This is a genomic window from Streptomyces johnsoniae (assembly GCF_031845565.1).
Lineage (GTDB): Bacteria > Actinomycetota > Actinomycetes > Streptomycetales > Streptomycetaceae > Streptomyces > Streptomyces johnsoniae.
On sequence record NZ_JAVREV010000014.1, the window covers coordinates 31,709 to 55,297 of the forward strand.

Here is a 23,589-nt window from a genome sequence, read left to right on the forward strand (position 1 = left end):
GAAAGTCAGTCTCCGTCCGTCTGGTCCGTCAGTCGCCGTAGGCGTCGGCCGCCTGGGACTCCAGGTACTCCTGGGCGCCCCGGACGTCGGCCGGGTTGCGCAGGAAGTCCTGGAGTCCACGCCACATGCCCTGCCCGGTCGTTCCGCCGAAGGCGGCCGGCGTCTGGTCGGACATGTCGAACCGGAAGTCGTCGCCCGCGTCGATCAGCGCCTCGGCGATGCCGCGCTGCACGTCGTTGGGGTAGGCGTCGAATTCGAGTGACTTGTTGGGGGAGACGAAACCGCCCGGCTCCGCCCAGATGCGTGCCGCGTCCGTGGACGCCAGGAATGTGAGCAGCGCTTCCTGTGCCTCGCTCGCCTTGCCGTCCGGCGACACCGCCACTGCGGCGTCGCCCGCGCTGACCACCGGCGCCTCGCCCCCGCCGACCTCGGGGAACGGGAAGACCAGCGCGTCCTCGCCGATCACCGCGTCCGTGCTGTCGGTGATGACGGCGCCCACGAAGTCGGCCTCGAACACCATGCCGGCGTCCGGCGCCGTCAGGTTGATGAAGGTCTGGGTGACGGAGTCGGGGAACAGTGTCTGGAGTGAGCCGTTGGTGCCGTTCGCCAGGAGGCGCGGCTCGCCGAACACCTCACCGAGCGCGGTCAGCGCGTCCGCGACGCTCGGGTCCGTCCACGGGATCTCGTGCGCCGCCAGCCGGTCGTACATCTCCGGACCGGCCTGGGAGAGGTAGATGTTCTCGAACCAGTCGGTCAGCGTCCAGCCGTCGCCGCCCGCCACCGAGAGCGGCGTCGTGCCCGACTCCCACAGCGTCCACGCGGTGGTGACGAAGTCGTCCCAGGTCGCCGGGGGTTCGACACCGGCGTACTCGAACGCGGTGGCGCTGTACCAGACCAGCGACTTGTTGGCCGCCTTCACGTAGACGCCGTACCGCACGCCCTCGTGGGTGCCGAGATCCTGCCAGCCCGGTGTGTAGTTGGCGTCCAACTGCTCCTGAACGGAGTCGCCCAGCGGCGCTATCCAGCCATTTTCGGCGAACTCGTGCAGCACGCCGGGCTGCGGCACCATCACCACGTCCGGCGGCGCGCCGCCCTCGATCTTGGTGCCGACGAACTGCGAGACATTGTCCCCGCTCGGCACGTAGCTGACCGACGCGCCGGTGCGCGCCTCGAACTCGTCCAGGACCCGGACGAAGTTGTCCCGCTCGACACCGGTCCACACCGCGGCGACCTCCAGCTGCTCGCCGCTGAGGTCGGGCAGCTCGATGGTCGCGGGAACGTCGCTCGCGGCTCCCGTCTCCCCGTCGCCGCACGCCGTCAGCGTCAGCGCGCCGGCCGCGATCACCGCCAGCGCCGCGCGAGTCGCCCGCCGCCGGGACACCTGTCCCGAACCGTGCATGAGCACCGCCCTCACCACCCCTCTGGTGCGGCAACGCCCCTACCAGGCGCAGGGCCTGCCACGCCGCATGTCCTACGCCGAATGTTCCTACGCTGTGGCGAAGGAACCGGCAAGACCGCCGTCGGCGCAAACCCCCTTTGTGATCGTCATGTTACCGGCTGGGCATGACCATGATCGGAAAAGTCCGGAAGCGGAGGTCAGAGCGGTGCCAGGCCCGCGGCCGCGGGGCCCTGGCGGGCGACCGGGACCCGCGGCTCAGACGAGCGTCGCGGTGGCGGCCCGGCCCGCGTGGTCCGTCCGCGCCGCACGGGCCGCCGCACTCGCCAGCAGTGCCACGTCGGTCGGCCCGTTCCCCAGCTCGCGCACCGGACGCCGGGCCGGCGGGTCCCCGGCGCGCGCCCAGTCGAGGCGCGACACCGTCGGCCGCAGCGTCGACGTCCGCGGAATCCGGGCCGTCACCCGGCCCGCCTGGAACGCGGTCACCGCGCCCGAGGCCGGCCGCAGCTCGGCGCGGCCCGGCGGGCGGCCGCTCAGGGCCACGCGTATCTCCGCGCCCGGGACGTCACCGGCCGCGATCAGCCGGACCCCGAGGCGCTGCCCCTCCCGCGCCGCCGTCTCCAGCGCCCGCACCACCGAGCCGGCCGCCGGGCGGCCCGGGGCGCCGAGCGCGGGCGAGGTCAGGGCGTCGTAGTCGTCGACGAGGACCACGAGCCAGGGCAGCGCGCCGATCTCCGCGGCGGGCGCCCCCTCCTCCGCCGCGGACCGCAGGGCCACCACCCGGCCGCCGCGGCGGCGTGCGGCGGTGAAGTCCACCTCGCCGAGCAGCGCCGCCCGCCGCTTCAGCTCCTCCCGCAGGGCCTGCGCGAAAGCGCGCATCCGCACCGGGTCCGTCGCCCCCAGGTAGGAGGTGACGTGCGGCAGCTCGGCGCACGGACGCAGGCCCTCGCCGGAGCCCTCGACCAGCAGCAGCGACAGCGCGTCCGGCTCCTGGGCGGCGGCGAGCGAGGCGGCGAGGGCGCACAGCAGCTCCGTGCGCCCCGTGCCCGCGCCCCCATCGACGGCCAGCGGGCCGCGGGCCTCCGCCAGGTCGAGCGCGGCCGGGCCCTGCGTCCCTGTGCCCAGGACGAGCGGCAGACCGGAGTGCCGCGACCACCGCTCCCGCAGGGCGGTGGGCGTGACGCGGGACAGCTCCAGGGCGTCGAGCAGTCGGCAGGTCTCCGGCAGCGCGGTCACCGCCGGAGCCGGCGGCGCGCCCGCGACCTCCTCGCCGACCGGCGCGAGCGCCCGCGCGAACCGCTCGGCCCAAGCGGGCGACACCGCGTCCGCCCCGGCCGTCGGGCCCGCGTCCCCCGCGGGCCCGGTCAGCCGCAGGGCCGTGGCCACGGGACCGCTGAGCACGGCCACCGCGCCGCAGGAACGCAGCAGCGGGGCCGCCACATTGGCCGCGGCCAGCGTCTGCCCCACGGGAAGACCGCCGGGCTGCGGGGTCTCGCCGAGCACCAGCAGATGAATCCCGGCCGCCGGGCCCTCGGCCGCCAGCCGGGTGAGCGCGGCCCGGGCCTGGGCGTCCCCGGGGTCGCCGTCGACCAGGACCACCGTGCGCCGGCCCGGGTGCGGGCGCGCCAGCAGCTCGGTCAGCTCCCGCGCCCTGGCCGCGGCCTGCCGCGGGTCGAAGGCGAGCAGCAGCCGGCAGTCCTGCCCCGCCGCGGGGCGCAGGTGCGGCAGCCAGCCGAGCCAGGACCAGTCCCGCGCCCGGTCCACGGCCAGTGCCACCAACTGGAGGGCGCTGGGCGGGTGCAGGCCCGCGAGCTGGGCGAGCACCGAGCGGGCCACGCCGGTGATCCGCTCCCGTGGCCCGGCGAGGCCGAGGGAGCCGGCCCGCGGCAGGGCCACCGTCACCGGGGGCAGCACGCCGGGCGCCTGCTGGACGGTGCCGAGCCGGACGGTGAACGCGTCGGGGTGCGCCGCGCTCCGCTCCCACAGCCGCGGGCCCGCGTCCAGCGCGGTCAGCAGCAGCGTGGCCGGATCGGGCCAGCGGGACTCCGCGGGCTCCGCCCGCGGCGGGGCCGCCGCGGGCCCCTGCGGTGCGTCCGCCTCCTGCCCGCCGAGCCGCCCGAGCGCCCAGCCGGTCAGGCCGCGTCTGGCGCTCCGCTCGGCGGGAGCGGCGGGAGCGGCGGGCGGCGGCTGCTCCGGGGCGCCCGCCGTGACGACGCGGAGCACGGACTCGCCCAGCCGCAGCAGCGAGCCGGAGCGCACGGGCTGCGGGCCGCGCCGGACGGGCGCGCCGTTGAGCAGGGTGCCGTTGGTGGAGCCGAGGTCGGTCACCGTGACCGTGCCGTCGGGGGCGAGGGCGAGGGCGCAGTGCACGCGGGAGACATCAGGGTCGTTGAGCGGGATGTCGGCGTCGGCGGATCTGCCGATCCTGGCCTCGCCGCCGCGGAGCAGGTGAACGCCACCAGCGTCGGGGCCCGAGACGACGAGCAGCGTGGCGGGCACGGGCTCGCGGCCGGGACCCTCCAGCGGGCGGTGGAAGGCGAGCACCGCGCCGTCCACCAGCGGCGGCCTGCCGAGGAGGGCCTGCCGCGGGTCGAGCCGCTGGTCCTCGCAGTACACAGAACCGGGCGCGGCCGAGCCCGGCGCCACCGTGGCGGCGAGCGAGCCGAGGACGGCGTCGAGCGGGGTGTCGGCGGGAGCGGCGACCTCCACGTCGACGCCTGTGGCGGCATCGCCATGTCCGAGAACGGTCAACCTGATGTGAAGCGGCATCGGCCCTCCCGGTCACCTCGCCAGCCCGGCTGCCACGGTCTCGACCGCGCGAGTCGTCGCATCGGATGCTGATGCTGAAAGCATCCTCGCACCCGCCACTGACAGCTCGTCGCGCCACCGGCGCTTAATGATCTTGATTGGTCATATCTGACCAGAACTGATCGGTGCCGAGCGGCAACTCCGCCCCGCGCACCGGTCTTCGCGGACCGCACAGCGCCCCACGGTAGCCAGCGGCAACCGAGCACGCCACGGGTGCGTCCCTGCCCGTACGCACCCCCGTTCCCTCGGCCCTCCGCCGCCCGGGGACGGCGCCACTACAGTAGGTGGCTCGGGTCTCGTCACCACCAGCGAAGCATCAGGGAGCACACGTGCGGCCGGTAGGCAGCAAGTACCTGCTTGAAGAGCCGCTCGGGCGCGGCGCCACCGGCACCGTCTGGCGTGGGCGCCAGCGGGAGGCCGCGGGCGACGAGGCCGCGGTCGCGGGGCAGCCGGGTGAGCAGGTCGCCGTCAAGGTCCTCAAGGAGGAGCTGGCCCACGACCCCGACGTCGTGATGCGCTTCCTGCGGGAGCGCTCCGTCCTGCTCCGGCTCGGCGGCGACGGCCACGACAACATCGTCCGTACCCGCGACCTGGTCGTCGAGGGCGACGTGATCGCCTTGGTCATGGACCTGATCGACGGTCCCGACCTGCACCGCTACCTGTACGAGAACGGCCCGCTCACCCACATCGCCGCCGCGCTGCTGACCGCCCAGATCGCCGACGCGCTCGCCGCCGCCCACGCCAAGGGCGTCGTCCACCGCGACCTGAAGCCGGCCAACGTGCTGCTCGCGGGCGCGAACGACGACAACAGGCCGCTGCGCCCGATGCTCACCGACTTCGGCATCGCACGGCTCGCCGACTCCCCGGGCGTCACCCGGGCCCACGAGTTCGTGGGCACTCCCTCCTACGTGGCGCCCGAGTCCGCCGAGGGCCGCGCGCAGACCTCGGCCGTCGACATCTACAGCGCCGGCGTCGTGCTGTACGAACTGATCACCGGGCAGCCCCCGTTCAGCGGCAGCAGCACCCTCCAGGTCCTCCAGCGCCACATCACCGAGGAGCCGAGGCGGCCCGACGGGATGCCAGGCCCGCTGTGGACCGTGCTCGACTGCTGCCTGCGCAAGGCCCCGGACGAGCGGCCCGCCGCCGCCGCGCTGGCCCGCGCCCTGCGCACGGTCGCCGCCGGCATCAACGAGAACGCCAGCGACCGCCAGCGCAGCGCCGCCCTCGGCGTGACCGCGCTGCTGGTGCCCGACGCCTCGCCGGTGAAGGTGCCGGGCACCGGCATCTCGCCGCCCGGCTCGGCCGAGCCGACGCAGGCGCTGCCCGGCGGCTCGGGCGGCGCCGGCGGTGCGGGTGGCGCCGACCCGTTCGCCGCCACCGGCGTGCTGCCGCCGCAGGGTTCGCCCGATCCCGGCCTCGACTCCACCCGGGCCATGCCGATGCCGGGCGCCTCCGAGCCGGACGGGCCGCACCCCTGGCAGGACCAGATGCGGGCCGCGCGCGACCGCAACGAACCGACCCGCGTGCAGCCGGTGGACCCGGCGCAGGACCCCCTGTACCGCGCCCCCCGCCGCCAGCCGCAGCAGCCGCCGCAGCGCCGCCCGCAGCGGCGGCCCGTTCCGCCGCCGCAGCAGGCGCAGCCCCCGCAGTACGGCTATCAGCAGCAGCAGTACCAGCAGCCGCAGCCCCCGCCCCAGCAATACCCGCAGCCGCAGCCGCAGCAGTATCAGCGGCCCGTTCCGCCGCCCTACCAGGAGCCGCAGCCCCGCCGCCGGGAGGAGCGGCCGCGCCGCGAGCCGCGCGAGCCGCGGCGGTCACGCAGCGCAAACCCCATGCGGATTCCGGGACTCGGCTGCCTGAAGGGCTGCCTGTTCATGGTGCTGATCCTGGTGATCATCGGCTTTCTTGTGTGGAACTTCACACCGCTCCAGGACTGGATTGCCGACGGCCGGAGTTTCTGGGACACCGTGACGGAGTGGTTCGACGACGTCCGCGAATGGATGGGACTCATCGACGAAGCCCAGCGGCAGGGCGAAGAGATCCAGGAGAACATCCCGAATAGCGAATGACCTCGGAGATTTATCGACTTCCGAGGGGGTAATTTCAGCGGGGCATGCGAGTAAAACCGGGCAACCCGGGCGCCGGGCCGCCGTTGGTGTCACAGCGGCGTCGTAGCCTCACGCCATGGCACGGAACATCGGCAGCCACTACACCACCCACCGCGTGCTCGGCCGCGGCAGCGCCGGAACGGTGTGGCTCGGCGAGGGTCCTTCAGGCCCCGTCGCCGTGAAGGTGCTGCGCGAGGATCTCGCCGCGGACCCCGACCTCGCCGAGCGCTTCGCCCACGAGCGGCACACGCTCCTCGGCCTGGAGCACCCCAACATCGTGGGCGTCCACGACCTGGTCATAGGGGGCCCCGACGCCCGCGACATCGCCCTGGTGATGGACCTCGTCCGCGGCCCCGACCTGCGCAGTCACCTGGAGCGCGAGCGCCGCCTGCGCCCGCACGCGGCCGTGGCGATCGTCGCCGAGGTGGCCGGCGGCCTCGCGGTCGCCCACGCCGCGGGCATCGTGCACCGCGACGTCAAGCCGGAGAACATCCTGCTCGACACCACCACACCCAGGACGCGTGCGCTGCTCACCGACTTCGGCGTCGCCAAGCTCATCGACGAGCCGCGGCACGGCGGCAAGGGCGGCGTCGTCGGCACCCCCGACTACATGGCCCCCGAGATCGTCGAGGGCCTCCCGCCCCGCGCGGCCGTGGACATCTACGCGCTGATCACCGTGCTGTACGAACTGCTGGCCGGGTTCACGCCGTTCGGCGGCGGCCACCCCGGCGCGGTGCTGCGGCGGCAGGTCACAGAAACCGCGGCCGAGCTGCCCGGTATCCCGCGCGACCTGTGGGAGCTGATGCAGCAGTGCCTGGCCAAGGCGCCCGCCTCGCGGCTGCGCGCCGTCGAGCTGGCCTCGCGGCTGCGCGAGCTGCTGCCCGCGCTCGAAGAGCTGCCGCCACTCGACCTCGGCGACCCGGCCCCCGCCGACGGCGCGGGCCGGGCGGACGGGGCGGCGGAAGCGGCCGTCGACGCCACGGACCCGGCCGCCGCGCCCGGCACCCCGGCCCGCGCGGCGGTGCCGCTCGTCCGCGGCGCCGCCCCCGACTCCGAGCGCGCCACCCACACCCGGATGCGCGTGCCGGACGCGGACGAGCTGGCCGGGGGCGCGCACGGCACGGCGCGCGTCATCAGGCCGGTCGGCCAGCCGCGGGCGGGCTCCGCCCGGCACGGCGCGGCGGCACGCCGCAGGCGGCGGCTCGCGGTGACCGCCGCGGGGCTGCTGGGGGCGGGCGCCCTGGGCGGATGGCTGCTGTTCTCCGGCGGCGAGGATGACGGGGCCGACGGCCTCGGCCCCGCCGGGCCTGGCGTGGAGCAGCCGGACGACTCGGGTGCCCCCTGAGCGGCAGCGGTTACGCTGGGGGCGTGGCAGTCGTCGACGTATCCGAAGCTCTGAAGTCCCTCAGCTCCACCATGGAGTCGATCGAGGCCGTGATGGACCTCGACCGGCTGCGGGCGGACATCGCCGTCCTGGAGGAGCAGGCCGCCGCGCCCACGCTCTGGGACGACCCCGAGAGCGCCCAGCAGGTCACCAGCCGGCTGTCTCTGCTCCAGGGGCAGCTGCGCAAGACCGAGGAGCTGCACGGCCGCATCGACGACGTCGAGGTGCTCTTCGAGCTGGCGGAGACGGAGAGCGACGACGACGCCAGGCGCGAGGCCGAGGCCGAGCTGGAGGCCGTGCAGAAGGCGGTGGCCGAGCTGGAGGTCAGGACCCTGCTGTCCGGCGAGTACGACCAGCGTGAGGCCATGGTGTCCATCCGCGCGGAGGCCGGCGGCGTGGACGCGGCCGACTTCGCCGAGCAGTTGCAGCGCATGTACCTGCGCTGGGCGGAGCGCCGCGGCTACTCGACCGAGGTGCTCGACACCTCCTTCGCGGAGGAGGCCGGGATCAAGTCCACGACGTTCACGGTCAAGGCGCCCTACGCGTACGGCACGCTGTCGGTCGAGCAGGGCACCCACCGGATGGTGCGCATCTCCCCGTTCGACAACCAGGGGCGCCGCCAGACCTCGTTCGCGGGCGTCGAGGTGCTGCCGGTGGTGGAGCAGACCGACCACATCGAGATCCCGGAGAACGAGATCCGGGTGGACGTCTTCCGCTCCTCGGGCCCGGGCGGCCAGTCCGTCAACACCACGGACTCGGCGGTGCGGATGACTCACCTCCCGACCGGCATCGTCGTGTCCTGCCAGAACGAGAAGTCCCAGATCCAGAACCGCGCGGCCGCCATGCGCGTCCTCCAGGCCCGGCTGCTGGCGCACCAGCGCGCGGAGGAGCAGGCGAAGATGGACGCCCTGAAGGGCGATGGAGGCAACTCCTGGGGGAACCAGATGCGCAGCTACGTTCTCCAGCCATACCAGATGGTCAAGGACCTGCGTACGGAACATGAAGTCGGAAACCCGCAGGGCGTTTTGGACGGGGATATCGACGACTTCCTCGAAGCCGGAATCCGGTGGCGGAAACAGCGCGAGAAGTAACCATCACACAACTTCCACCGTCAGTCCGGCGTTTAGTGGACATCATGCTTGACGCCTGTCCGTTCAGCGGGAAAGCTGTTCGCCTGGCATGCCTATGATCTGGGGTGCGTGTCGTGCGAGGGGCCAGTGAGTCACAGGAGATCCCCTGCCGCCCCGCTGCCCTTGCGCGAGGCTGCCCCAGATACAGGGACATTGTCACCTAACGAACAGCTACAGGGGGTAGTGGATACATGGCCAGTCCCAAGACCCGGGCCAACATGGCGCGCGTGGCCGCGGCCGCGGTCTTCGCGGCGGGGGCGTCGCTCGCCGTCGTCGGCACCGCTTCTGCGAGTGACCCGGCGAGCAGCCCGAAGGCTCCGGCCGATGTCCAGGCGAACACCATCGTGGGCATCGTCGAGGGCAACGAAGGCGGGGTCCTCGGCCTCGTCGAGGGCGCCGAGGGTGGTAACGAGGAAGGCGGCGGCGACCAGGGCGGCGTTGACGGCGACGAGGGCGGTGTCGACGGCGACGAGGGCGGCGTTGACGGCGACGAGGGCGGCGTTGACGGCGACGAGGGCGGCGTTGACGGCGACCAGGGCGGTCAGGACGGCGACCAGGGTGGCCAGGACGGCGACCAGGGCGGTCAGGACGGCGACCAGGGCGGTCAGGACGGCGACCAGGGTGGCCAGGACGGCGACCAGGGCGGTCAGGACGGCGACCAGGGCGGTCAGGACGGCGACGAGGGCGGCGTTGACGGCGACCAGGGTGGCCAGGACGGCGACGACGGCGACGACGACCAGGGCGGCAGCGTCCAGGGCGTGAACGAGGGCGGCACCGGCGGCCTCGACCCCGACACCGAGGGTGGCAGCAGCCCGATCGAGCAGGACGACCCGACCGAGGAGATCACCGACCAGGTGCCGGCCGAGGAGGAGGGCGGCGAGGAACTGGCCGAGACCGGCTCCTCGACCAACCAGGCCCTGCTGATCGTCGGTGCCGCGACCATGATCGCCGGTGGCGTCGGCTTCCGTTACCTGCCGCGTCTGATCAACAAGGGCGCCACCCCCGCCTGATGCGGGGACGGTAGTCCACAGCACGACGCAGCACAGCACAGCACAACGTAACGGGCCCGGAGCAATGCGTTGCTCCGGGCCCGTTCGTCGTGTCCGTGGGCCTCAGGCCGTGATCTAGGCGGGCCGTGTCGCCAGGAAGGCGACGGCGGCCAGCGTCAGCAGCAGGGCGACCAGCGCCGCCGGGCTGCCCAGGGCCGCCCATGGCCTGCGCTCCTCACGCAGGCGGGCCAGCTCGGCCCGGCAGACGCCACAGCGGCCCTCGCTCACCCGCCCCGCGCAGTTTGCGCACACAAGCCAGTCGGCGATCATGCGATCGTCTCCTCTCATCTCCCCCTCGCTCTCTACTGTGCCAGGCTCCGGGGGCGGGCGCAGAACCCTGATGGGGACAAAGGGGATGGCTTGGGACGCTGCCTGCGGACCGCGCGTCGCTTCGCGTATGGTCTGCCCCAGCGCGGAGGGAGTCCTTCGCATGTACCCGGCCACGACATGGTGTAACCGTGATCCGATTCGACAACGTCTCCAAGACGTACCCCCGGCAGAACGCGCCGGCGCTGCACGACGTCTCGCTGGAGATCCAGCGGGGGGAGTTCGTCTTCCTCGTCGGCTCCTCCGGCTCCGGCAAGTCCACGTTCCTGCGGCTCGTTCTCCGCGAGGAGCGGGCGAGCATCGGCACGGTGCACGTGCTCGGCAAGGACCTCGGGCGGCTGTCCAACTGGAAGGTGCCGCAGGTGCGCCGCAAACTGGGCACCGTCTTCCAGGACTTCCGGCTGCTGCCCAACAAGACGGTGGGGGAGAACGTCGCGTTCGCCCTCGAAGTCATCGGCAAGTCGCGCGGCCAGATCCGCAAGACTGTTCCCGAGGTCCTCGATCTCGTCGGACTCGGCGGCAAGGACGACCGGATGCCGGGCGAGCTGTCCGGCGGTGAGCAGCAACGCGTCGCCATCGCACGGGCGTTCGTCAACCGCCCCATGCTGCTGATCGCCGACGAGCCGACGGGCAACCTGGACCCGCAGACCTCCGTGGGCATCATGAAGCTCCTCGACCGCATCAACCGCACCGGCACCACCGTGGTCATGGCGACCCACGACTCCCAGATCGTCGACCAGATGCGCAAGCGCGTGATCGAGCTTGAACGGGGACGGCTGGTGCGCGACCAGTCCCGCGGCGTCTACGGCTATCAGCACTGACCGGTTCTCACCGGGTATCGACCGAGTACTGAAAGGACGCCATGCGCGCCCACTTCGTCCTGTCGGAGATCGGCGTCGGTCTCCGCCGCAACGTCACGATGACCTTCGCGGTCATCGTCTCCGTCGCCCTATCGCTGGCGCTGCTCGGCGGCTCCCTGCTCGCCCGCGAGCAGGTCAACAGCATGGAGGACTACTGGTACGACCGGGTCGAGGTGTCGATCTTCCTCTGCAACGCCAACGACGCCGAGTCCGGCGACCCCAACTGCTCGCGCGGCGCGGTCACCGAGGAGCAGAAGGAGGAGCTGGAAGCGGAGCTGCGGGAGCACAATCTCGTCGAGGAGGTCTACCACGAGACGGCCGAGGAGGCGTACGAGCACTATCAGGAGCAGCAGAAGGAGTCACCGATCGCCGCGGTGGTGACCCCGGACCAGATGCAGGAGTCGCTGCGGGTCAAGCTGACGGACCCGACGAAGTACGACGTCATCTCCTCGGCGTTCGCCGGCCGCGACGGCGTCCAGTCGGTGACCGACCAGCGCTCGCTGCTGGAAAACCTCTTCAACCTGCTGAACGGCGTCAACTACGCGGCGCTCGGCCTGATGGCGCTGATGCTGGTGGTCGCGCTGCTGCTGATCGTCAACACCGTGCGTGTCTCCGCGTTCAGCCGCCGCCGCGAGACCGGCATCATGCGGCTGGTCGGCGCCTCCAGCTTCTACATCCAGCTGCCGTTCATCCTGGAGGCGACGATCGCGGGCATGCTGGGCGCGGTGTTCGCCTGCCTGCTGCTGGTCGGCGTCAAGTACTTCGCCATCAACAACTTCCTCGCGGAACGGATTCCGGCGATCGACTTCATCGGCTGGGACGCGGTGCTCTCGGTGCTGCCGTTCGTCCTGGTCGTGGGCGCGCTGATGCCGTCCATTGCAGCTTTCTTCGCGCTGCGCAAGTACCTGAAGGTGTAAGAGGGGTGTGATTTTTTCCCCGCCCTGCCGTGATGTTCATCTCCCGTACGCCCCCGGGATGTGTCCTACACTCCGCACCATGTCACGTCCGTGTCACGACATTTCGTCCCGCGCCGCACGGCGCGGGACGGCTCTCGCGTTCGTCTTCGCGGGGGTGCTCATGACAGGCGCCGCCACCGGTGCGTGGCCCGAGGCGGCGGGCGGCAGCGAGCCCGGCCCGCCACCGACGCGCGGCACGGCGGACGGCCGGGGCGACGCCGGCCGGATCGTGAGCGAAAGCGGCGACCAGTGGGCATCCGCCTACTCCGCCGAGGAGTACGCGGAGATGGCCCAGAGCCTCGCCGGGGAATACGTCGGCACCGGCATAGCGGTCGTCCGCACCTCCGCCGGCCACATCGAGGTCAGCGACGTGCACGCGGGCAGCCCCGCGGAGCGGGCCGGCATCCGGCCGGGCGACGAGATCCGCACGATCGACGGCGTCGGCCTCGACGGCAGCCCCGTCACCGACGCCGTGAGCCGCCTGCGCGGCAGCGACCGGCCCGAGCGGGCGGGGCCCGGCAGCACCGTGCGGCTCGGCCTGGAGCGGGACGGCCGCACGTGGGAGACCGAGATCGAACGGGCCAGGCTGTCCATCCAGCCGGTCACCGTCGAACGGGACGCGCCCGGCGCCGCGCGCATCCACGTCAGCGCGTTCACCCGCGGCTCGGCCGACGCGCTGCGGGCCGCCGTCGCCGAGATCCCCGCGGAGGACGGCATCGTGCTCGACCTGCGCGGCAATGCGGGCGGCCTGCTCGCGGAGGCCGCGGAGGCCGCGGGCGTCTTCCTCGACGGCGGCCTCGTCGCCACCTACGACGTGCACGGCAGTCAGGAGGCACTGCACGCGGAGCCCGGCGGCGACACCGCGCGCCCCCTGGTCGTACTGGTGGACGGCGGCACGATGAGTTCGGCCGAAATGCTGACCGGCGCGTTGCAGGACCGCAACCGCGCGGTGGTCGTCGGCTCGCGCACGTTCGGCAAGGGAACGGTCCAGCTGCCGAGCGAGCAGCCGGACGGCTCCGTCGCGGAACTCACGGTGGGCCACTACGCCACGCCATCGGGCCGGACGGTCGACGACGACGGGATCACCCCCGACCTGCCCGTGACACCGGGCGCCGACGCGGAGGCCGAGGCGTACACGGTGCTGGGCGGCCTCGCGGCCGGCGGTTAGGTCCGGCAGGGCCATTAACTCCCGGGCCCGCGGGCGCGCGGCCCAGTAGAGTGGTCGGGTCATGGCTAAGGGGAAAGAGACGGGGCGCAAGCTCATCGCGCAGAACAAGAAGGCGCGACACGACTATCACATTCTGGATACGTACGAGTGCGGACTGGTACTGACCGGCACCGAGGTCAAATCGCTGCGCCAGGGGCGGGCCTCGCTGGTCGACGGCTTCGCGCAGCTGGACGGGGCCGAGGTCTGGCTGCACAACGTGCACATTCCGGAGTACGCGCAGGGCACGTGGACCAACCACAGCGCCCGGCGCAAACGGAAGCTGCTGCTGCACCGCTCCGAGATCGACAAGCTGATCGGCAAGATCCAGGAGAGCGGCCTCACGCTCGTGCCGCTCGCGCTGTACTTCAAGGGCGGGAGGGCCAAGGTCGAGGTCGCGCTGGCGCGCGGCAAGCGGGAGTTCGACAAGCGGCAGACGCTGCGGGAGAAGCAGGACCGCCGGGAGGCGGAGCGCGCGATGTCGGCGGCTCGCCGCAAGCAGCGGGCGTGACGTACACTTGGGGGTGGCGCCGTCACCGGTGATCCGCGTCAGGAATGACCGGGACGGGCTGTTTGTTAACTCAACACGGGGATGATCGGTTTCGACAGCGGCTGTCGAAGCAGGGGAAGCGAGCCGAGGAACGCGGCAATGATCTCGTTAACCATGTGCCGCAAAAAAATAATCGCCAATCAGAAGCGCGATTCCTTCGCCCTCGCTGCATAAGCAGCGAGCTGTGAAGTGTCAGCCCGGGGGTGTTCCCTCCCCGGTGTCTGGCATCAGCTAGGGGACTCACCAAAGGTTTCGGTCACGGGAGCCTGAGGGACAACACACAGTGACTGAGCCCGTCGGAGACTTGTCCGCGTGATCTCCGGGGCCGAGAAAAGCACAGCGGACTGCGCTCGGAGAAGCCCTCCTTCCACTCCGTTGGACGCGGGTTCGATTCCCGCCATCTCCACGAAGACGACAGGCGACGTATGCCCGCGGACCGCGCGGGCCGGGTCGCCTTCGTCGTTTTTGCTCGGCTTCGTGTGTGACCGCGCGCGGAGCGTGGTGTTATGGGGTGTTTCACAGGGGGGATCGCTACTCTCTGTCAGTGGGCGGGGGTAGGGTGCGGTGCATGGGGAGGAATCGTGTGCGCCTGGGGGCGCTCATCGGAGGGACGGCCGTGGTCGTCGTGCTGGCGGTGCTCGGTGTGCTGCTGGTGCGCGGGGACGGCGGTGGGGACGACCGGGCGGACCGGGCCAGGAGCGGGGCCGAGTCGTTCCTCGACGCCTGGGCGTCGGGCGATCTCCAGGCCGCGGCCGGGCTGACGGACGATCCGGAGGGCGCGCAGTCTCTGCTGGACTCCGTCCAGGGCAACATGCGCGCGGAGTCGGTGGCGTTCGAGGTCTCCGGCGATCCGGCGGAGCCCGGCGGCGAGGAGCAGGACGACGCGCTGGCCGTGCCCTTCACCGCGACTTACACGCTTGAGGGCATCGGCGAGTGGTCCTACGACTCCACCGCCGTCATGCTCCCCGCGGCGGACGGCGCGGACGACTGGACCGTGCGCTGGGAGTCCGCGCTCGTGCACCCGCAGCTCGCCGAGGGGCAGACGCTGGTGCTGTCCGTGGAGGACGCCGAGCGGGCGCCGGTCCTCGCGGCCGACGGCAGTGAGCTGGCCGGGCCCTCAGCCGTGTGGGACATCAGCATCTGGCCCGCCCGGCTGACCGATCCGGATGCCGCCTACGCCACGCTCGATGAGCTGGACGCGGGGATAGACACCGAAGCGCTGGCGGACCGGGTGGCGGAGGCGGACCCGGACCAGGCCGTGTCGGTGATCACCCTCAGGGATGCCGACTACCAGGAGCACGCGGACGCTCTCCGCGCCGTCGAGGGGCTCCAGGCCCGGGAGGGCAGCCGCACGCTGGCCCACGCCGCCCGGCCGCTGGTCGGCGGGGTCGACCCGGACACCGGCGCCGGCACCTCCGGTCTCCAGGAGCGGTACGACGAGCAGCTCGCCGGCACCGCGCCGGCGGCCGTGGTCATCGCCGACCGCGAGTCGGGCGACGCCGTGGAGACCCTGCACGAGCAGGACGGCGGCGAGCCGGGCACGCCCGTGGGGACGACGCTCGACCCGCAGGTACAGCAGGCCGCCGAGGCGGCGCTCGAAGACCTGGGGCGGGACGGGTCGATCGTCGCCGTCCAGCCGTCCTCGGGGCACGTACTGGCCGCCGCGGACTGGCCGGCCGACGGGTTCAACCGGTCCCTCCAGGGGCAGTTGGCACCCGGCTCCACGTTCAAGGTGCTGACGGCCGCCGCCCTGCTGGAGGGCGGCACCGCCCCCGACGACGTGCTGGGCTGCCCGCAGTACGTCACGGTCGACGGCCAGCGCTTCGAGAATCAGGACGAGTTCGAGCTGGGGCCCGGCACCACCCTGCGCGAGGCGATCACCGCCTCCTGCAACACGGCTTTCATCGACAATCTGGACCGGTTCGAGCACGACTCGCTCAGCCGCATATCCGAGTCCTTCGGGATAGGCGCCGTATGGGACGTCGGTGCCACCACCTTCGACGGCAGCGTGCCCGTCACCGAGTCGCCGAATCAGCTGGCCGGCTCGCTGATCGGGCAGGACCGGGTGCAGGCCAGCCCGCTGGTCATGGCGTCCGTCGCGGCCACCGTCGCGGACGGCACCTTCCGGCAGCCCGTGCTCGTGCCGGACGCGGTGGAGGAGCGGCACGAGGCCGGGGCCGGGCTGAGCCAGGGCACCGCCGAGGCACTGCGGTCGATGATGCGCGACACCGTCACCGACGGGTCCGCTTCGGCGCTGGACGGCGTGCCCGGCGATCCGCACGGCAAGACCGGCACGGCCGAGTTCCGTGACGAGGACGGCGAGTTGTCCACCAACGCCTGGATAATCGGCTTCCTGGCGGACAGCGACCTGGCCTTCGCGGTGATGTTGGAGGACGGCGGCTCGGGCGGCACGGATGCCGGGCCGCTCGCCGCCGACTTCCTCAACGCGCTGTAGTCGGCCGCCGGGGGCGGGTGGCCGCGGTCACCGCCGCGGCCAGGCAGGCCGCGGCCATGGGGAAGGCGTACGCGGTCACCGCGCCGTGGGCCTCCACGAGCGCGCCGCCGCCCGCCGAGCCGGTCGCTATGCCGCCGAGCAGCGCGGCCACCGCGAGCGTCATGCCCTCGTTCAGCCGCCCGGCGGGCGTCACCTGCTGGATCAGCGTCATGCCGGTGACCATGGCCGGGGCGGTCGCCATTCCCGCGATCAGCAGCACCGGGGCGAGCAGGAGCAGGGATTCGGCGCGCGCGGCGAGCGGCAGCATCGACATCAGCACCGCCATGGCCGCGACGCACCGGGTGAACCGGCCGCGCACCGTTCCGCGCGGGCGGAGCAGGCCGAAGAGCAGCCCCGCCGCGGCGGAGCCGGCGGCCTGCGCCGCCAGCACGGCGCCGGCCAGGGCCTGCTGCCCGCGCTCCTCGGCGAACGCGATGGTTACCACCTCCATCGCGCCGAACAGCGAGCCCACGCACAGGAACGTGCCGAGCAGCGCCGCCATGCCGGGGGCCCGCAGCGGCGGCGGCCCGGGCACCGCCTGCCGCGCGGGCGGGGGCTCCGTCCGGCGCTGCGCCGCGAACGCCAGGGTGCCGCCGAGCATCAGCACCGCCGCCGTCAGCGTGCCGGCCTCGGGGAACAGCGCCGTGCACAGCAGCGCCGCGACCACGGGGCCGCACATGAAACACAGTTCGTCCATGGCCTGTTCGAAGGCGTTGGCGGTGTGGCGGGCCGCCACGGCACCGGCGGCCGGGCCGCGGTGCAGGTGCGCCCAGCGGGCGCGGGACAGGCCGCCGGTGTTCGGCTGGGCCGCCGTCAGCAGCTGGCAGCAGAAGTAGCTCCACACCGGGGCGCCGAGTGCCACGCACGCCAGCAGCCCCAGGTGTCCCGTCGCGGTCAGCAGCGCCGCGGGCACGATGACCCGGGCCTGGCCGTGCCGGTCCACCAGGCGTGCGATCAGCGGCCCGGCGACGGTGGCGAGGACCAGGCCCGCGGCCACCACTGCACCGGCCAGCGCGTAGGAGCCGTGGTGCGCGGTCAGCATCATCACGGTGGCCACCCCGAACATGCCGGAGGGCAGCCGGGCGACCAGGTTCGGCACGGTGAACGCCACGGTGCCCGGCGTGGCGAACAGCCGCGCGTACGGCGCGAGTCGGCGCGGGCCCCGGCGCCCGCGGCGCGGCGGGCGTTCGCCGGGCGCGGCGGCGATCAGCTGGCCGCCGCTGACGGTCAGCAGCAGACGTGAGGGCGCGGAAGCGGGGGAGTGCGGCATGTGTGCCACCCTCGCGGCGGCCCCGCGGCGGCGTCCAACACCTGATCAGCGGCCATTCACGCACCTGCGTTGTGAATCGGGGACGGTGGGCGACAATGGCCCGCGTGCCCCGTGACACCGACCCCAGGCTGCTGCGCGCCTTCGTGGCCGTCGCCGAGGAGCTGCACTTCACCCGCGCCGCCGCCCGGCTGTTCGTCGCCCAGCAGGCGCTCAGCCGGGACATCGGGCGGCTCGAACGGGAGTGGGCCACGCCGCTGTTCACGCGCGACACCCGGCACGTGGCCCTGACCCCCGAGGGGAGCCGGCTGCTGCCCGTGGCCCGCCGGGTGCTCGCCGCGCACGAGGACCTGGCGGGGGCGGTGGGCGCGAGTGCCGGACGGCCGCTCGTCGTCGATGTCGCCGCCCCCGTGGCCACGGGCCACCTGGTGCTGGCCGCGGCCCGGGACGCCGCCCCGGACATCGAGTTCGTCGCCCGCTTCCACAGCGGTCTCGCGCGGGCCGCGGCGGAGATCGCCAGGGGAACGCTCGACGTCTCGTTCGGCCGCGTCGCCGGGCTGCCACCCGGGGTGCGCGCCGGTCTCGGACACCGCCTGATCCGCTGGGAGCGCGTTGCCGTGCTGCTGCCCGACCGCCATCCGCTCGCGGCGCTGCCGCGGGTGCCGCTGGCCGCGCTGGCCGGCGAGACCCTGTACGCGGCGGCGGGCAACGAGGAGACCACCGAGTGGACGGACTACGCGCGCAGCCTGTTCCAGGGGCGCGGCATCCACCTGGCGCCGCCGTTCCCGAAGATCGAGGGCGAGGCGGAGTTCCACCGTGTGGTGCGGGCGCGGGGCTGGTCGGTGCTGGCCAGCGAGGAGTTCACCGAGGTGCCAGGGATGGCGCTGCGCCCGCTCGTTCAGCCGGTGCCGCTCGCCCCGGTGTCCATGGTGTGGCGCCGCGGCCTGCGTCACCCCGGGGTGGCGGCCCTGGCCGCGGCGGCCGGTGAGCTGGGCGAGGCGGGCGGATGGCTGACCCGCCCGGCGGGGAGCTGGGCCCCGGAGGCCGACCTTCGCCTGCACTAGGCGCGACCGCGACCGCGACCGCCGCGACCGCCGCCGCGGCCGATCGGCCGGGGGCAGGGCGGCTGATCACCGGCGACCCCGGTCGGCGTGTGGGTGCTGCGGGACGGCTGACACGGCGCCCGCCGGGGCCCGGGTCAGGAGAGCCAGCCGTTCTGCGCCGCCCGCACGCCCGCCTGGAAACGGTTGGCCGCCTCAAGACGTGCCATCAGCTGCGCCACGATCCGGCTGACGGACCGCTGCGAGATGCCCATGCGCTGCGCGATCTCCTCGTTCGTCCGGCCGCCGCCGAGGAGCAGCAGCACCTCGCGCTCCAGACCGGTCGGTGCCTCGCCCAGCGGGGCGCCGTCCGCCTCGGTGAACTCACTGCCCTCGGACCAGGCGTGGTCGAAGATCTTGCACAGGAACGTCAGCACCCCCGGGTCGCGGATCAGCGCCGCGCCCACGGCCGTGTGCTTGGGGTTGAGCGGCAGCACGGCGCACGAACGGTCGTAGATCTGCATGCGCGAGGGCAGCACGCTCGCGCTGCGCACCCGCGCGCCCGCGGAGCTGATGGTCTCCACGTACTGAACGGTGCCGCGATGCCGGCGCGCGCTGTGCTGGAACAGCGACCTGATGCGTATGCCGCGGGCCAGCAGCTCCAGGTCGAGCGGCGTGGCGGCCCGGATCGCCGCCTCCGTCTGCCCGCTGCCCGGCACCAGCGCGTCCAGCGACTCGGCGCAGGTGCGCGCCAGGTCGTCGATGACGGCGCGGATGTTGTCCAGGCCCTCGACGACCTCGATGCTGCTGCGCGCCGAACGCAGGCTGCGCGCCTCCAGGTAGTCGCCGGACAGCGCGAGCAGCTGTTCCCTGGTGGCCGCCATCGCGATGCGCTGCTGGAAGATGTCCTGTTCCACCGGGGCGAGCAGGCTCTCCGCGGCGCTCTCCGGGGACACGGCCACCCAGCCGCCGCCCGGGGACTGCTGGAGCAGGCCGAGGCGGGACAGCCGTTCCTCGGCGCGGACCACCTCGTGGGCCGGCAGTCCGGCCCGCGCCGCCAACTGACCGGCCTGGTCGGTCGGATGCGTCACCCGCAGCTGATAGACCCGCAGGGTCACCCGGTCGAGCTCGTCCTCGAACGAGCCGAGGCACACCTTGTCGCCTTCCGCCATGCTCACCCCCTCCCGGGCCGGGCCTTCGTCAGGAAAGCCAGCCGTTCAACGCCGCCCTGGCACCCGCCTGGAACCGGCTCTCGGCGCCGAGCCGGTCCATCAGCCGTGCCACGATCCGGCTCACCGACCTCGGCGACATGCCCAGTTGATGGGCTATCGCCTCGTCCTTCCTGCCCGCCGCCATCATCAGCAGCACATCCCGCTCCACCCCGGTCGGCTCGGCGCCGGAGCGCTGCTCCGCCTCGGCGAAGTCCAGGGCGCGGTCCCAGTAGTGCTCGAAGAGCTGCTGGAGGAAATTGAGCACCGCGGGGTCGCGCACCAGGGCCACGCCGGCGGCCGTGTGCTGCGGGTCGAGCGGCAGGACCGCGCAACTCCGGTCGTAGATCAGCAGATGCGAGGGCAGCGCGCTCGCCGTGCGCACCTCGGCTCCCGCCGTGGCCAGCGTTTCCAGGAACTGCACGCTTGTCCAGTGCTTGCGCGCCGCGTGCTGGAACACGCGCCGGGTGCGCACACCGCGTTCGAGCTGCTCCAGGTCGAGCGGCGTCGACGCCCGGATGGCCTCCTCCGTCGGGCGGCTCGAGGTCAGCGCGTCGATGGACTTGACGCAGGTGCGGGCCAGGTCGTCGATGACGGCGCGGATGTTGTCGATGCCCTCGACGACTTCGATGACGGTCTTCGCCGACCGCATGCTGCGCGCCTCCAGGTAGTCCCCGGAGAGCGAGTGCAGGCGGGCGCGCGTCGTCGCCATGGCGATGCGCCGTTGCAGGATGTCCTGTTCCAGGGGCGCGAGGAGCGCGTCGGCGGCGCTCTCCGGGCTGATGGCGACCCGGCCACCGCCGGGCGAGGGCCTGAGCAGACCCAGCGCGAACAGGCGGGACTCCGCGCTCGTCACCTCGTCGGCGGTCAGGCCCGACCGCGCCGCGATCTGTTCCACGGAATCCGTGGGATGGATCACGCGGAGGCGATAAACTCGGGTGGCCGCTGCGTCTATTTCGCCGGATTCGTGCACGCTCTACTTCCTTGAACGACATCAGCCAGCCCCTTGGCGTCAACCTGACAGGCGAGATGATGCCACAGCGACTCTATCGACTTCCTGGTGAAAGCTCGTGAGCATGATTGGGCCAACATGCCACTCATGTTCGCCTATGTGGACACGGAAGAGGGAACCCGTGAAGAAGTTTGTTCTCAGCGTCGTCGCAGCTCTTATGATCACGGCGGCGTCGGCCGGTGTCGCCACCGCGCAGTCTTCGCAGGACACGGCGGGGGTCGCACCACAGTCGGTCGGCACGCAGAACACCTGGTTCTGATCCGGCCGTCCGCGAGGGCAAGGAGGCGGCACGATGACGCCCGGAGCTCCCTTGGCGGTCCTGCTCAGTCCACGTCCCACCGTCGTGGAGGCCGCCCGTCGCGTCGGTGCCCGCAGCCTCGTGCTCGCGCCCGATCTGTCGGCCCCCGTGATCCGGGAGGCCGCGGCGGCGGCCGATGACGCCATGACCGTGGACTGGTCCGACCACCCGCGGCTGATGATGGCCATTGGTCACCTCGCGCACCTCCCCGCCAGGGCTGCGGTCTTCGGGTTCGCCGAGCCGAGCGCGCTCAGCGCCGCTCGCGCGAACGAAGCGCTCCGCTTCCCCGGCAACCCCCATGCGGCCGTCGCGTACCTCACGGACAAGGCTACCCTGCGTGGCAAGGTCAACCAGCTCACCGGTGCCCCCGTCCGGTTCGAGCACTGCGACCGTGCCGCCCACTTGGTGGCCGTTGCCGAGCGCGTCGGCTTCCCGTGCGTGGCCAAGCCGCGCACCGGCTCCGGCGGCCAGGACGTCCATCTGCTGCGCACAGCGGCGGACGCGATGCTCCTGGCCGCCGAGCTGCCTTATGAACCGGCCCTGATCGTCGAGGAGTTCCTCGAAGGACCCGAGTACAGCGTCGAGGCGCACTCGTGCGCGGGAACGCACACCGTGCTGGCCGTGACCAGGAAGTACCACAGCTGCGACGCGGATTGCGCGGGCACCGGCTACGACCTGCCGGCCGACCTGGACCCGGGCACCGTCCGTGAGATCCACGACCTGGTCATCGCCACGCTCAACACCGCGGGCCAGCGCAGCGGACCGTCCCAGACCGAGGTGATCGTCACAGCGGCGGGACCGCGGCTGATCGAGTCCCACGCCCACCCGGGCGCGGACCACATCAGCGATCTGCTGCTGCTGGCCACGGGAACGGACATCGCCGCCCTCGCGATCGCGACCGCGCTCCACCTCCCGGTGCCGCCCCCGCAACAGGGCGGCCGGTACGCGGGGACGCGCTTCCTGACGCTGCCGCCCGGCCACATCGAGGCCGTGGAGGGCGTACCCGAGGCGCGCGCGGTGGCGGGCGTGACGAGCGTCGAGGTGCACGTTCCCGCCGGCAGCCATGTTCCGGAGGCCACCAGCCGGGTCGCCGGACATGGCTCCCTCCACGGCTTCGTCACCGCGGTCGCCGACGGCCCGCAGGAGCTGGAAGCCGTGCTCCGCAAGGCACAGGACACCCTGCGACCCGTGGTGTCCGCGCCGGCGAAGGAGGAGGAGCACTCTGCCGCCTGAGCAGTTCCCCGCGATGGTCCCTCCCAGGACCCCGTCCCCACGGACCGACCTGCTCCTCCCCTTCCACGGCGTCCTCGCCAAACCGCTCGGCCGCGCCGCCTACTACGTGCTGGAGCGCAGGGACCTCTTCGGCCGCGTCGAACAGCGCGGCGTCATCGGCGCCCTCGCCCTGCACGGCGTGGAGACCGGGCACGTGCTGCGCCACCAGCAGGTGGCCGACGCGGACGTGCGGTTCCAGGCCCGCCTGCTCCAGGAACGCGGCGGCAGCATCGAGCCGCTGCTGCTGGCCGCCCCCGACCTGAGCCCGTTCGAGGAGTGCATCGCGCGCACCATCGCGGGCCCGGCCGATCAGGAGCTGGCCACGCCCGAGGGCGGCGTGCAGCGTCTGTGGGCGTGCGACGCCTCCTGGACCGCCGACCCGCCGGCCCTGCCGCCGGTGCTGCTCGCCGACGGCCACCACCGTCTTGAGGCAGCCCGCAGGCTGCATCGGGCGCACCCCGGCGCCGTGGCCGACCGGCTCCTCGCGCTGGTCGTCGACCACCGGCACTACCCGCTGACCCTGGCCGCGACGCACCGGGTGGTGCCAGGACTCGACATCGAACGGGCGGTGCGCACCGCCGCCGGGATCGCCCGCGTGCACGAGCACCCGCCGGGCGTGCGGCCCGCTCCGCGCCCCGGCACGTTCCTGCTCACCGGGGGCGGGCAGGTGTGGGCGCTGTCGGAGATCTCCCCGGCGGCCATGGCGGGCCGGCTGCGCTTCCTGCCGCCGGACTGGGTGGAGCTGCCCGCCGCGATCAGCGACCACGTGCTGATCCCGGCCCTGTGCGAGGACCAGGGCATCCAGGCCGCGCCCCGCTACACCAGCCAGTACCCGGGTCCTGGCGAGGTCGGCCTGATCCTGCCGCCGCCGACGTGGGAGCAGATCTGGTCGGGCGCGGCGAGCGGCGCGGGCATGCCGCCGAAGAGCACCTGCCTCGGCCCGCTGCCCCTGCCCGGCCGGCTCGGCCGGCTGCCGCGCGCCTGAGCGCCCCGCGGCGCACGCCCCTCACCCCCACCCACCCGAACGGGCGAACCGCGACTTGACAGGTCCCGGATGCTCCAGCGGCACGCGGCTCCCCGGCCCGGGATACTGACCTGGCGACGCCGGGCGGCGTCCGGCGGGGCCGCTCACGGCGGAGGTAGGTGCCGGGTGAGAGCAAGGTTTCGTTCGCGTCACCTCGCGCCACAGCGCCGAAACGCGGCCTCCCTACCTTCGGGCAGAGCAC

At 73.0% G+C, this 23,589-nt stretch carries 19 protein-coding genes and 1 other RNA gene; 14 read left to right on the plus strand and 6 right to left on the minus strand.

Annotated elements, in window-relative coordinates; genetic code table 11:
- Positions 1-28 precede the first annotated feature (28 nt).
- Both RM779_RS23180 and RM779_RS23185 read right to left on the minus strand, forming a co-directional pair.
- Positions 29-1,399 carry an ABC transporter substrate-binding protein gene (locus RM779_RS23180; RefSeq protein WP_311619678.1) on the minus strand — a complete coding sequence of 457 codons (1,371 nt, stop codon included), beginning with the start codon at positions 1,397-1,399 and terminating at the stop codon, positions 29-31.
- A 255-nt stretch (positions 1,400-1,654) separates the two neighbouring features.
- Complete coding sequence (locus RM779_RS23185; protein WP_311619679.1) at positions 1,655-4,165, minus strand: FHA domain-containing protein; 2,511 nt, start codon at positions 4,163-4,165, stop codon at positions 1,655-1,657.
- Between the two features lie 368 nt (positions 4,166-4,533).
- Between RM779_RS23185 and RM779_RS23190 the strand changes: the two genes are divergently transcribed.
- From RM779_RS23190 to RM779_RS23205, 4 genes are all read left to right on the plus strand, one after another.
- Positions 4,534-6,273, plus strand: a complete 1,740-nt coding sequence (locus RM779_RS23190; protein ID WP_311619680.1) for a serine/threonine-protein kinase — start codon at positions 4,534-4,536, stop codon at positions 6,271-6,273.
- Between the two features lie 115 nt (positions 6,274-6,388).
- Positions 6,389-7,657, plus strand: coding sequence for a serine/threonine-protein kinase (locus RM779_RS23195; protein WP_311619681.1), 1,269 nt, complete (start codon positions 6,389-6,391; stop codon positions 7,655-7,657).
- Positions 7,658-7,680: 23 nt separating this feature from the next.
- Complete coding sequence (gene prfB, locus RM779_RS23200; protein ID WP_311619682.1) at positions 7,681-8,787, plus strand: peptide chain release factor 2; 1,107 nt, start codon at positions 7,681-7,683, stop codon at positions 8,785-8,787.
- A gap of 230 nt (positions 8,788-9,017) precedes the next feature.
- On the plus strand, positions 9,018-9,836 hold the full coding sequence (locus RM779_RS23205; RefSeq protein ID WP_311619683.1) for an LPXTG cell wall anchor domain-containing protein: 819 nt from the start codon (positions 9,018-9,020) through the stop codon (positions 9,834-9,836).
- Positions 9,837-9,950: 114 nt separating this feature from the next.
- On the opposite strand, the gene RM779_RS23210 is transcribed toward RM779_RS23205, so the two are convergent.
- Positions 9,951-10,145: a hypothetical protein gene (locus RM779_RS23210; protein ID WP_311619684.1), complete on the minus strand. Its 195-nt coding sequence runs from the start codon at positions 10,143-10,145 to the stop codon at positions 9,951-9,953.
- Positions 10,146-10,333: 188 nt separating this feature from the next.
- Here RM779_RS23210 and ftsE point away from each other — a divergent pair, with 188 nt between their 5' ends.
- From ftsE to RM779_RS23240, 6 genes are all read left to right on the plus strand, one after another.
- Positions 10,334-11,023 carry a cell division ATP-binding protein FtsE gene (ftsE, locus tag RM779_RS23215; RefSeq protein ID WP_077061095.1) on the plus strand — a complete coding sequence of 230 codons (690 nt, stop codon included), beginning with the start codon at positions 10,334-10,336 and terminating at the stop codon, positions 11,021-11,023.
- A 41-nt stretch (positions 11,024-11,064) separates the two neighbouring features.
- Complete coding sequence (gene ftsX, locus RM779_RS23220) at positions 11,065-11,979, plus strand: permease-like cell division protein FtsX (RefSeq protein WP_077061096.1); 915 nt, start codon at positions 11,065-11,067, stop codon at positions 11,977-11,979.
- Positions 11,980-12,058: 79 nt separating this feature from the next.
- Entirely contained in the window at positions 12,059-13,186 is a 1,128-nt protein-coding gene (locus tag RM779_RS23225; RefSeq protein ID WP_311619685.1) for a S41 family peptidase, read from the plus strand.
- A 61-nt stretch (positions 13,187-13,247) separates the two neighbouring features.
- Positions 13,248-13,733: an SsrA-binding protein SmpB gene (gene smpB / locus RM779_RS23230; protein WP_077061098.1), complete on the plus strand. Its 486-nt coding sequence runs from the start codon at positions 13,248-13,250 to the stop codon at positions 13,731-13,733.
- Between the two features lie 77 nt (positions 13,734-13,810).
- Positions 13,811-14,181: a transfer-messenger RNA gene (ssrA, locus tag RM779_RS23235) on the plus strand.
- Positions 14,182-14,340: 159 nt separating this feature from the next.
- Complete coding sequence (locus RM779_RS23240; RefSeq protein WP_311619686.1) at positions 14,341-16,227, plus strand: penicillin-binding transpeptidase domain-containing protein; 1,887 nt, start codon at positions 14,341-14,343, stop codon at positions 16,225-16,227.
- Here the strand turns inward: RM779_RS23240 and RM779_RS23245 are convergent.
- Positions 16,214-17,536 (minus strand): MFS transporter, encoded by a 1,323-nt coding sequence (locus RM779_RS23245; RefSeq protein ID WP_311619687.1) that lies wholly within the window; start codon positions 17,534-17,536, stop codon positions 16,214-16,216. The genes RM779_RS23240 and RM779_RS23245 overlap by 14 nt on opposite strands.
- A 95-nt stretch (positions 17,537-17,631) precedes the next feature.
- Between RM779_RS23245 and RM779_RS23250 the strand changes: the two genes are divergently transcribed.
- Positions 17,632-18,597: a LysR family transcriptional regulator gene (locus RM779_RS23250; protein ID WP_311619688.1), complete on the plus strand. Its 966-nt coding sequence runs from the start codon at positions 17,632-17,634 to the stop codon at positions 18,595-18,597.
- Between the two features lie 134 nt (positions 18,598-18,731).
- Here RM779_RS23250 and RM779_RS23255 read toward each other — a convergent pair whose 3' ends face one another.
- Entirely contained in the window at positions 18,732-19,745 is a 1,014-nt protein-coding gene (locus tag RM779_RS23255) for a helix-turn-helix transcriptional regulator (protein ID WP_311619690.1), read from the minus strand.
- A gap of 28 nt (positions 19,746-19,773) precedes the next feature.
- Positions 19,774-20,700: a helix-turn-helix transcriptional regulator gene (locus RM779_RS23260; RefSeq protein WP_311619691.1), complete on the minus strand. Its 927-nt coding sequence runs from the start codon at positions 20,698-20,700 to the stop codon at positions 19,774-19,776.
- Between the two features lie 214 nt (positions 20,701-20,914).
- On the opposite strand from RM779_RS23260, the gene RM779_RS23265 reads away from it, so the two are divergent.
- The 3 genes from RM779_RS23265 to RM779_RS23275 are packed head-to-tail and all read left to right on the plus strand — an operon-like array spanning position 20,915 to position 23,348.
- Positions 20,915-21,052 carry a hypothetical protein gene (locus RM779_RS23265; protein ID WP_311619692.1) on the plus strand — a complete coding sequence of 46 codons (138 nt, stop codon included), beginning with the start codon at positions 20,915-20,917 and terminating at the stop codon, positions 21,050-21,052.
- Between the two features lie 33 nt (positions 21,053-21,085).
- A complete protein-coding gene (locus RM779_RS23270; protein ID WP_311619693.1) occupies positions 21,086-22,324 on the plus strand; it encodes an ATP-grasp domain-containing protein in 1,239 nt (412 codons plus the stop codon).
- Positions 22,325-22,337: 13 nt separating this feature from the next.
- Positions 22,338-23,348 (plus strand): DUF1015 family protein, encoded by a 1,011-nt coding sequence (locus RM779_RS23275; RefSeq protein ID WP_311619694.1) that lies wholly within the window; start codon positions 22,338-22,340, stop codon positions 23,346-23,348.
- Positions 23,349-23,589 lie beyond the last annotated feature (241 nt).

Coding starts and splice junctions, on each gene's coding strand:
- RM779_RS23180 (WP_311619678.1), bottom strand. CDS start 1,399: ATGCACGGTTCGGGACAGGTGTCCCGGCGGCGGGCGACTCGCGCGGCG.
- RM779_RS23185 (WP_311619679.1), bottom strand. CDS start 4,165: ATGCCGCTTCACATCAGGTTGACCGTTCTCGGACATGGCGATGCCGCC.
- RM779_RS23240 (WP_311619686.1), top strand. CDS start 14,341: ATGGGGAGGAATCGTGTGCGCCTGGGGGCGCTCATCGGAGGGACGGCC.
- RM779_RS23275 (WP_311619694.1), top strand. CDS start 22,338: ATGGTCCCTCCCAGGACCCCGTCCCCACGGACCGACCTGCTCCTCCCC.
- RM779_RS23225 (WP_311619685.1), top strand. CDS start 12,059: ATGTCACGTCCGTGTCACGACATTTCGTCCCGCGCCGCACGGCGCGGG.
- RM779_RS23250 (WP_311619688.1), top strand. CDS start 17,632: ATGGCCCGCGTGCCCCGTGACACCGACCCCAGGCTGCTGCGCGCCTTC.
- RM779_RS23245 (WP_311619687.1), bottom strand. CDS start 17,536: ATGCCGCACTCCCCCGCTTCCGCGCCCTCACGTCTGCTGCTGACCGTC.
- ftsX (WP_077061096.1), top strand. CDS start 11,065: ATGCGCGCCCACTTCGTCCTGTCGGAGATCGGCGTCGGTCTCCGCCGC.
- smpB (WP_077061098.1), top strand. CDS start 13,248: ATGGCTAAGGGGAAAGAGACGGGGCGCAAGCTCATCGCGCAGAACAAG.
- RM779_RS23255 (WP_311619690.1), bottom strand. CDS start 19,745: ATGGCGGAAGGCGACAAGGTGTGCCTCGGCTCGTTCGAGGACGAGCTC.
- RM779_RS23270 (WP_311619693.1), top strand. CDS start 21,086: ATGACGCCCGGAGCTCCCTTGGCGGTCCTGCTCAGTCCACGTCCCACC.
- RM779_RS23195 (WP_311619681.1), top strand. CDS start 6,389: ATGGCACGGAACATCGGCAGCCACTACACCACCCACCGCGTGCTCGGC.
- RM779_RS23205 (WP_311619683.1), top strand. CDS start 9,018: ATGGCCAGTCCCAAGACCCGGGCCAACATGGCGCGCGTGGCCGCGGCC.
- RM779_RS23210 (WP_311619684.1), bottom strand. CDS start 10,145: ATGATCGCCGACTGGCTTGTGTGCGCAAACTGCGCGGGGCGGGTGAGC.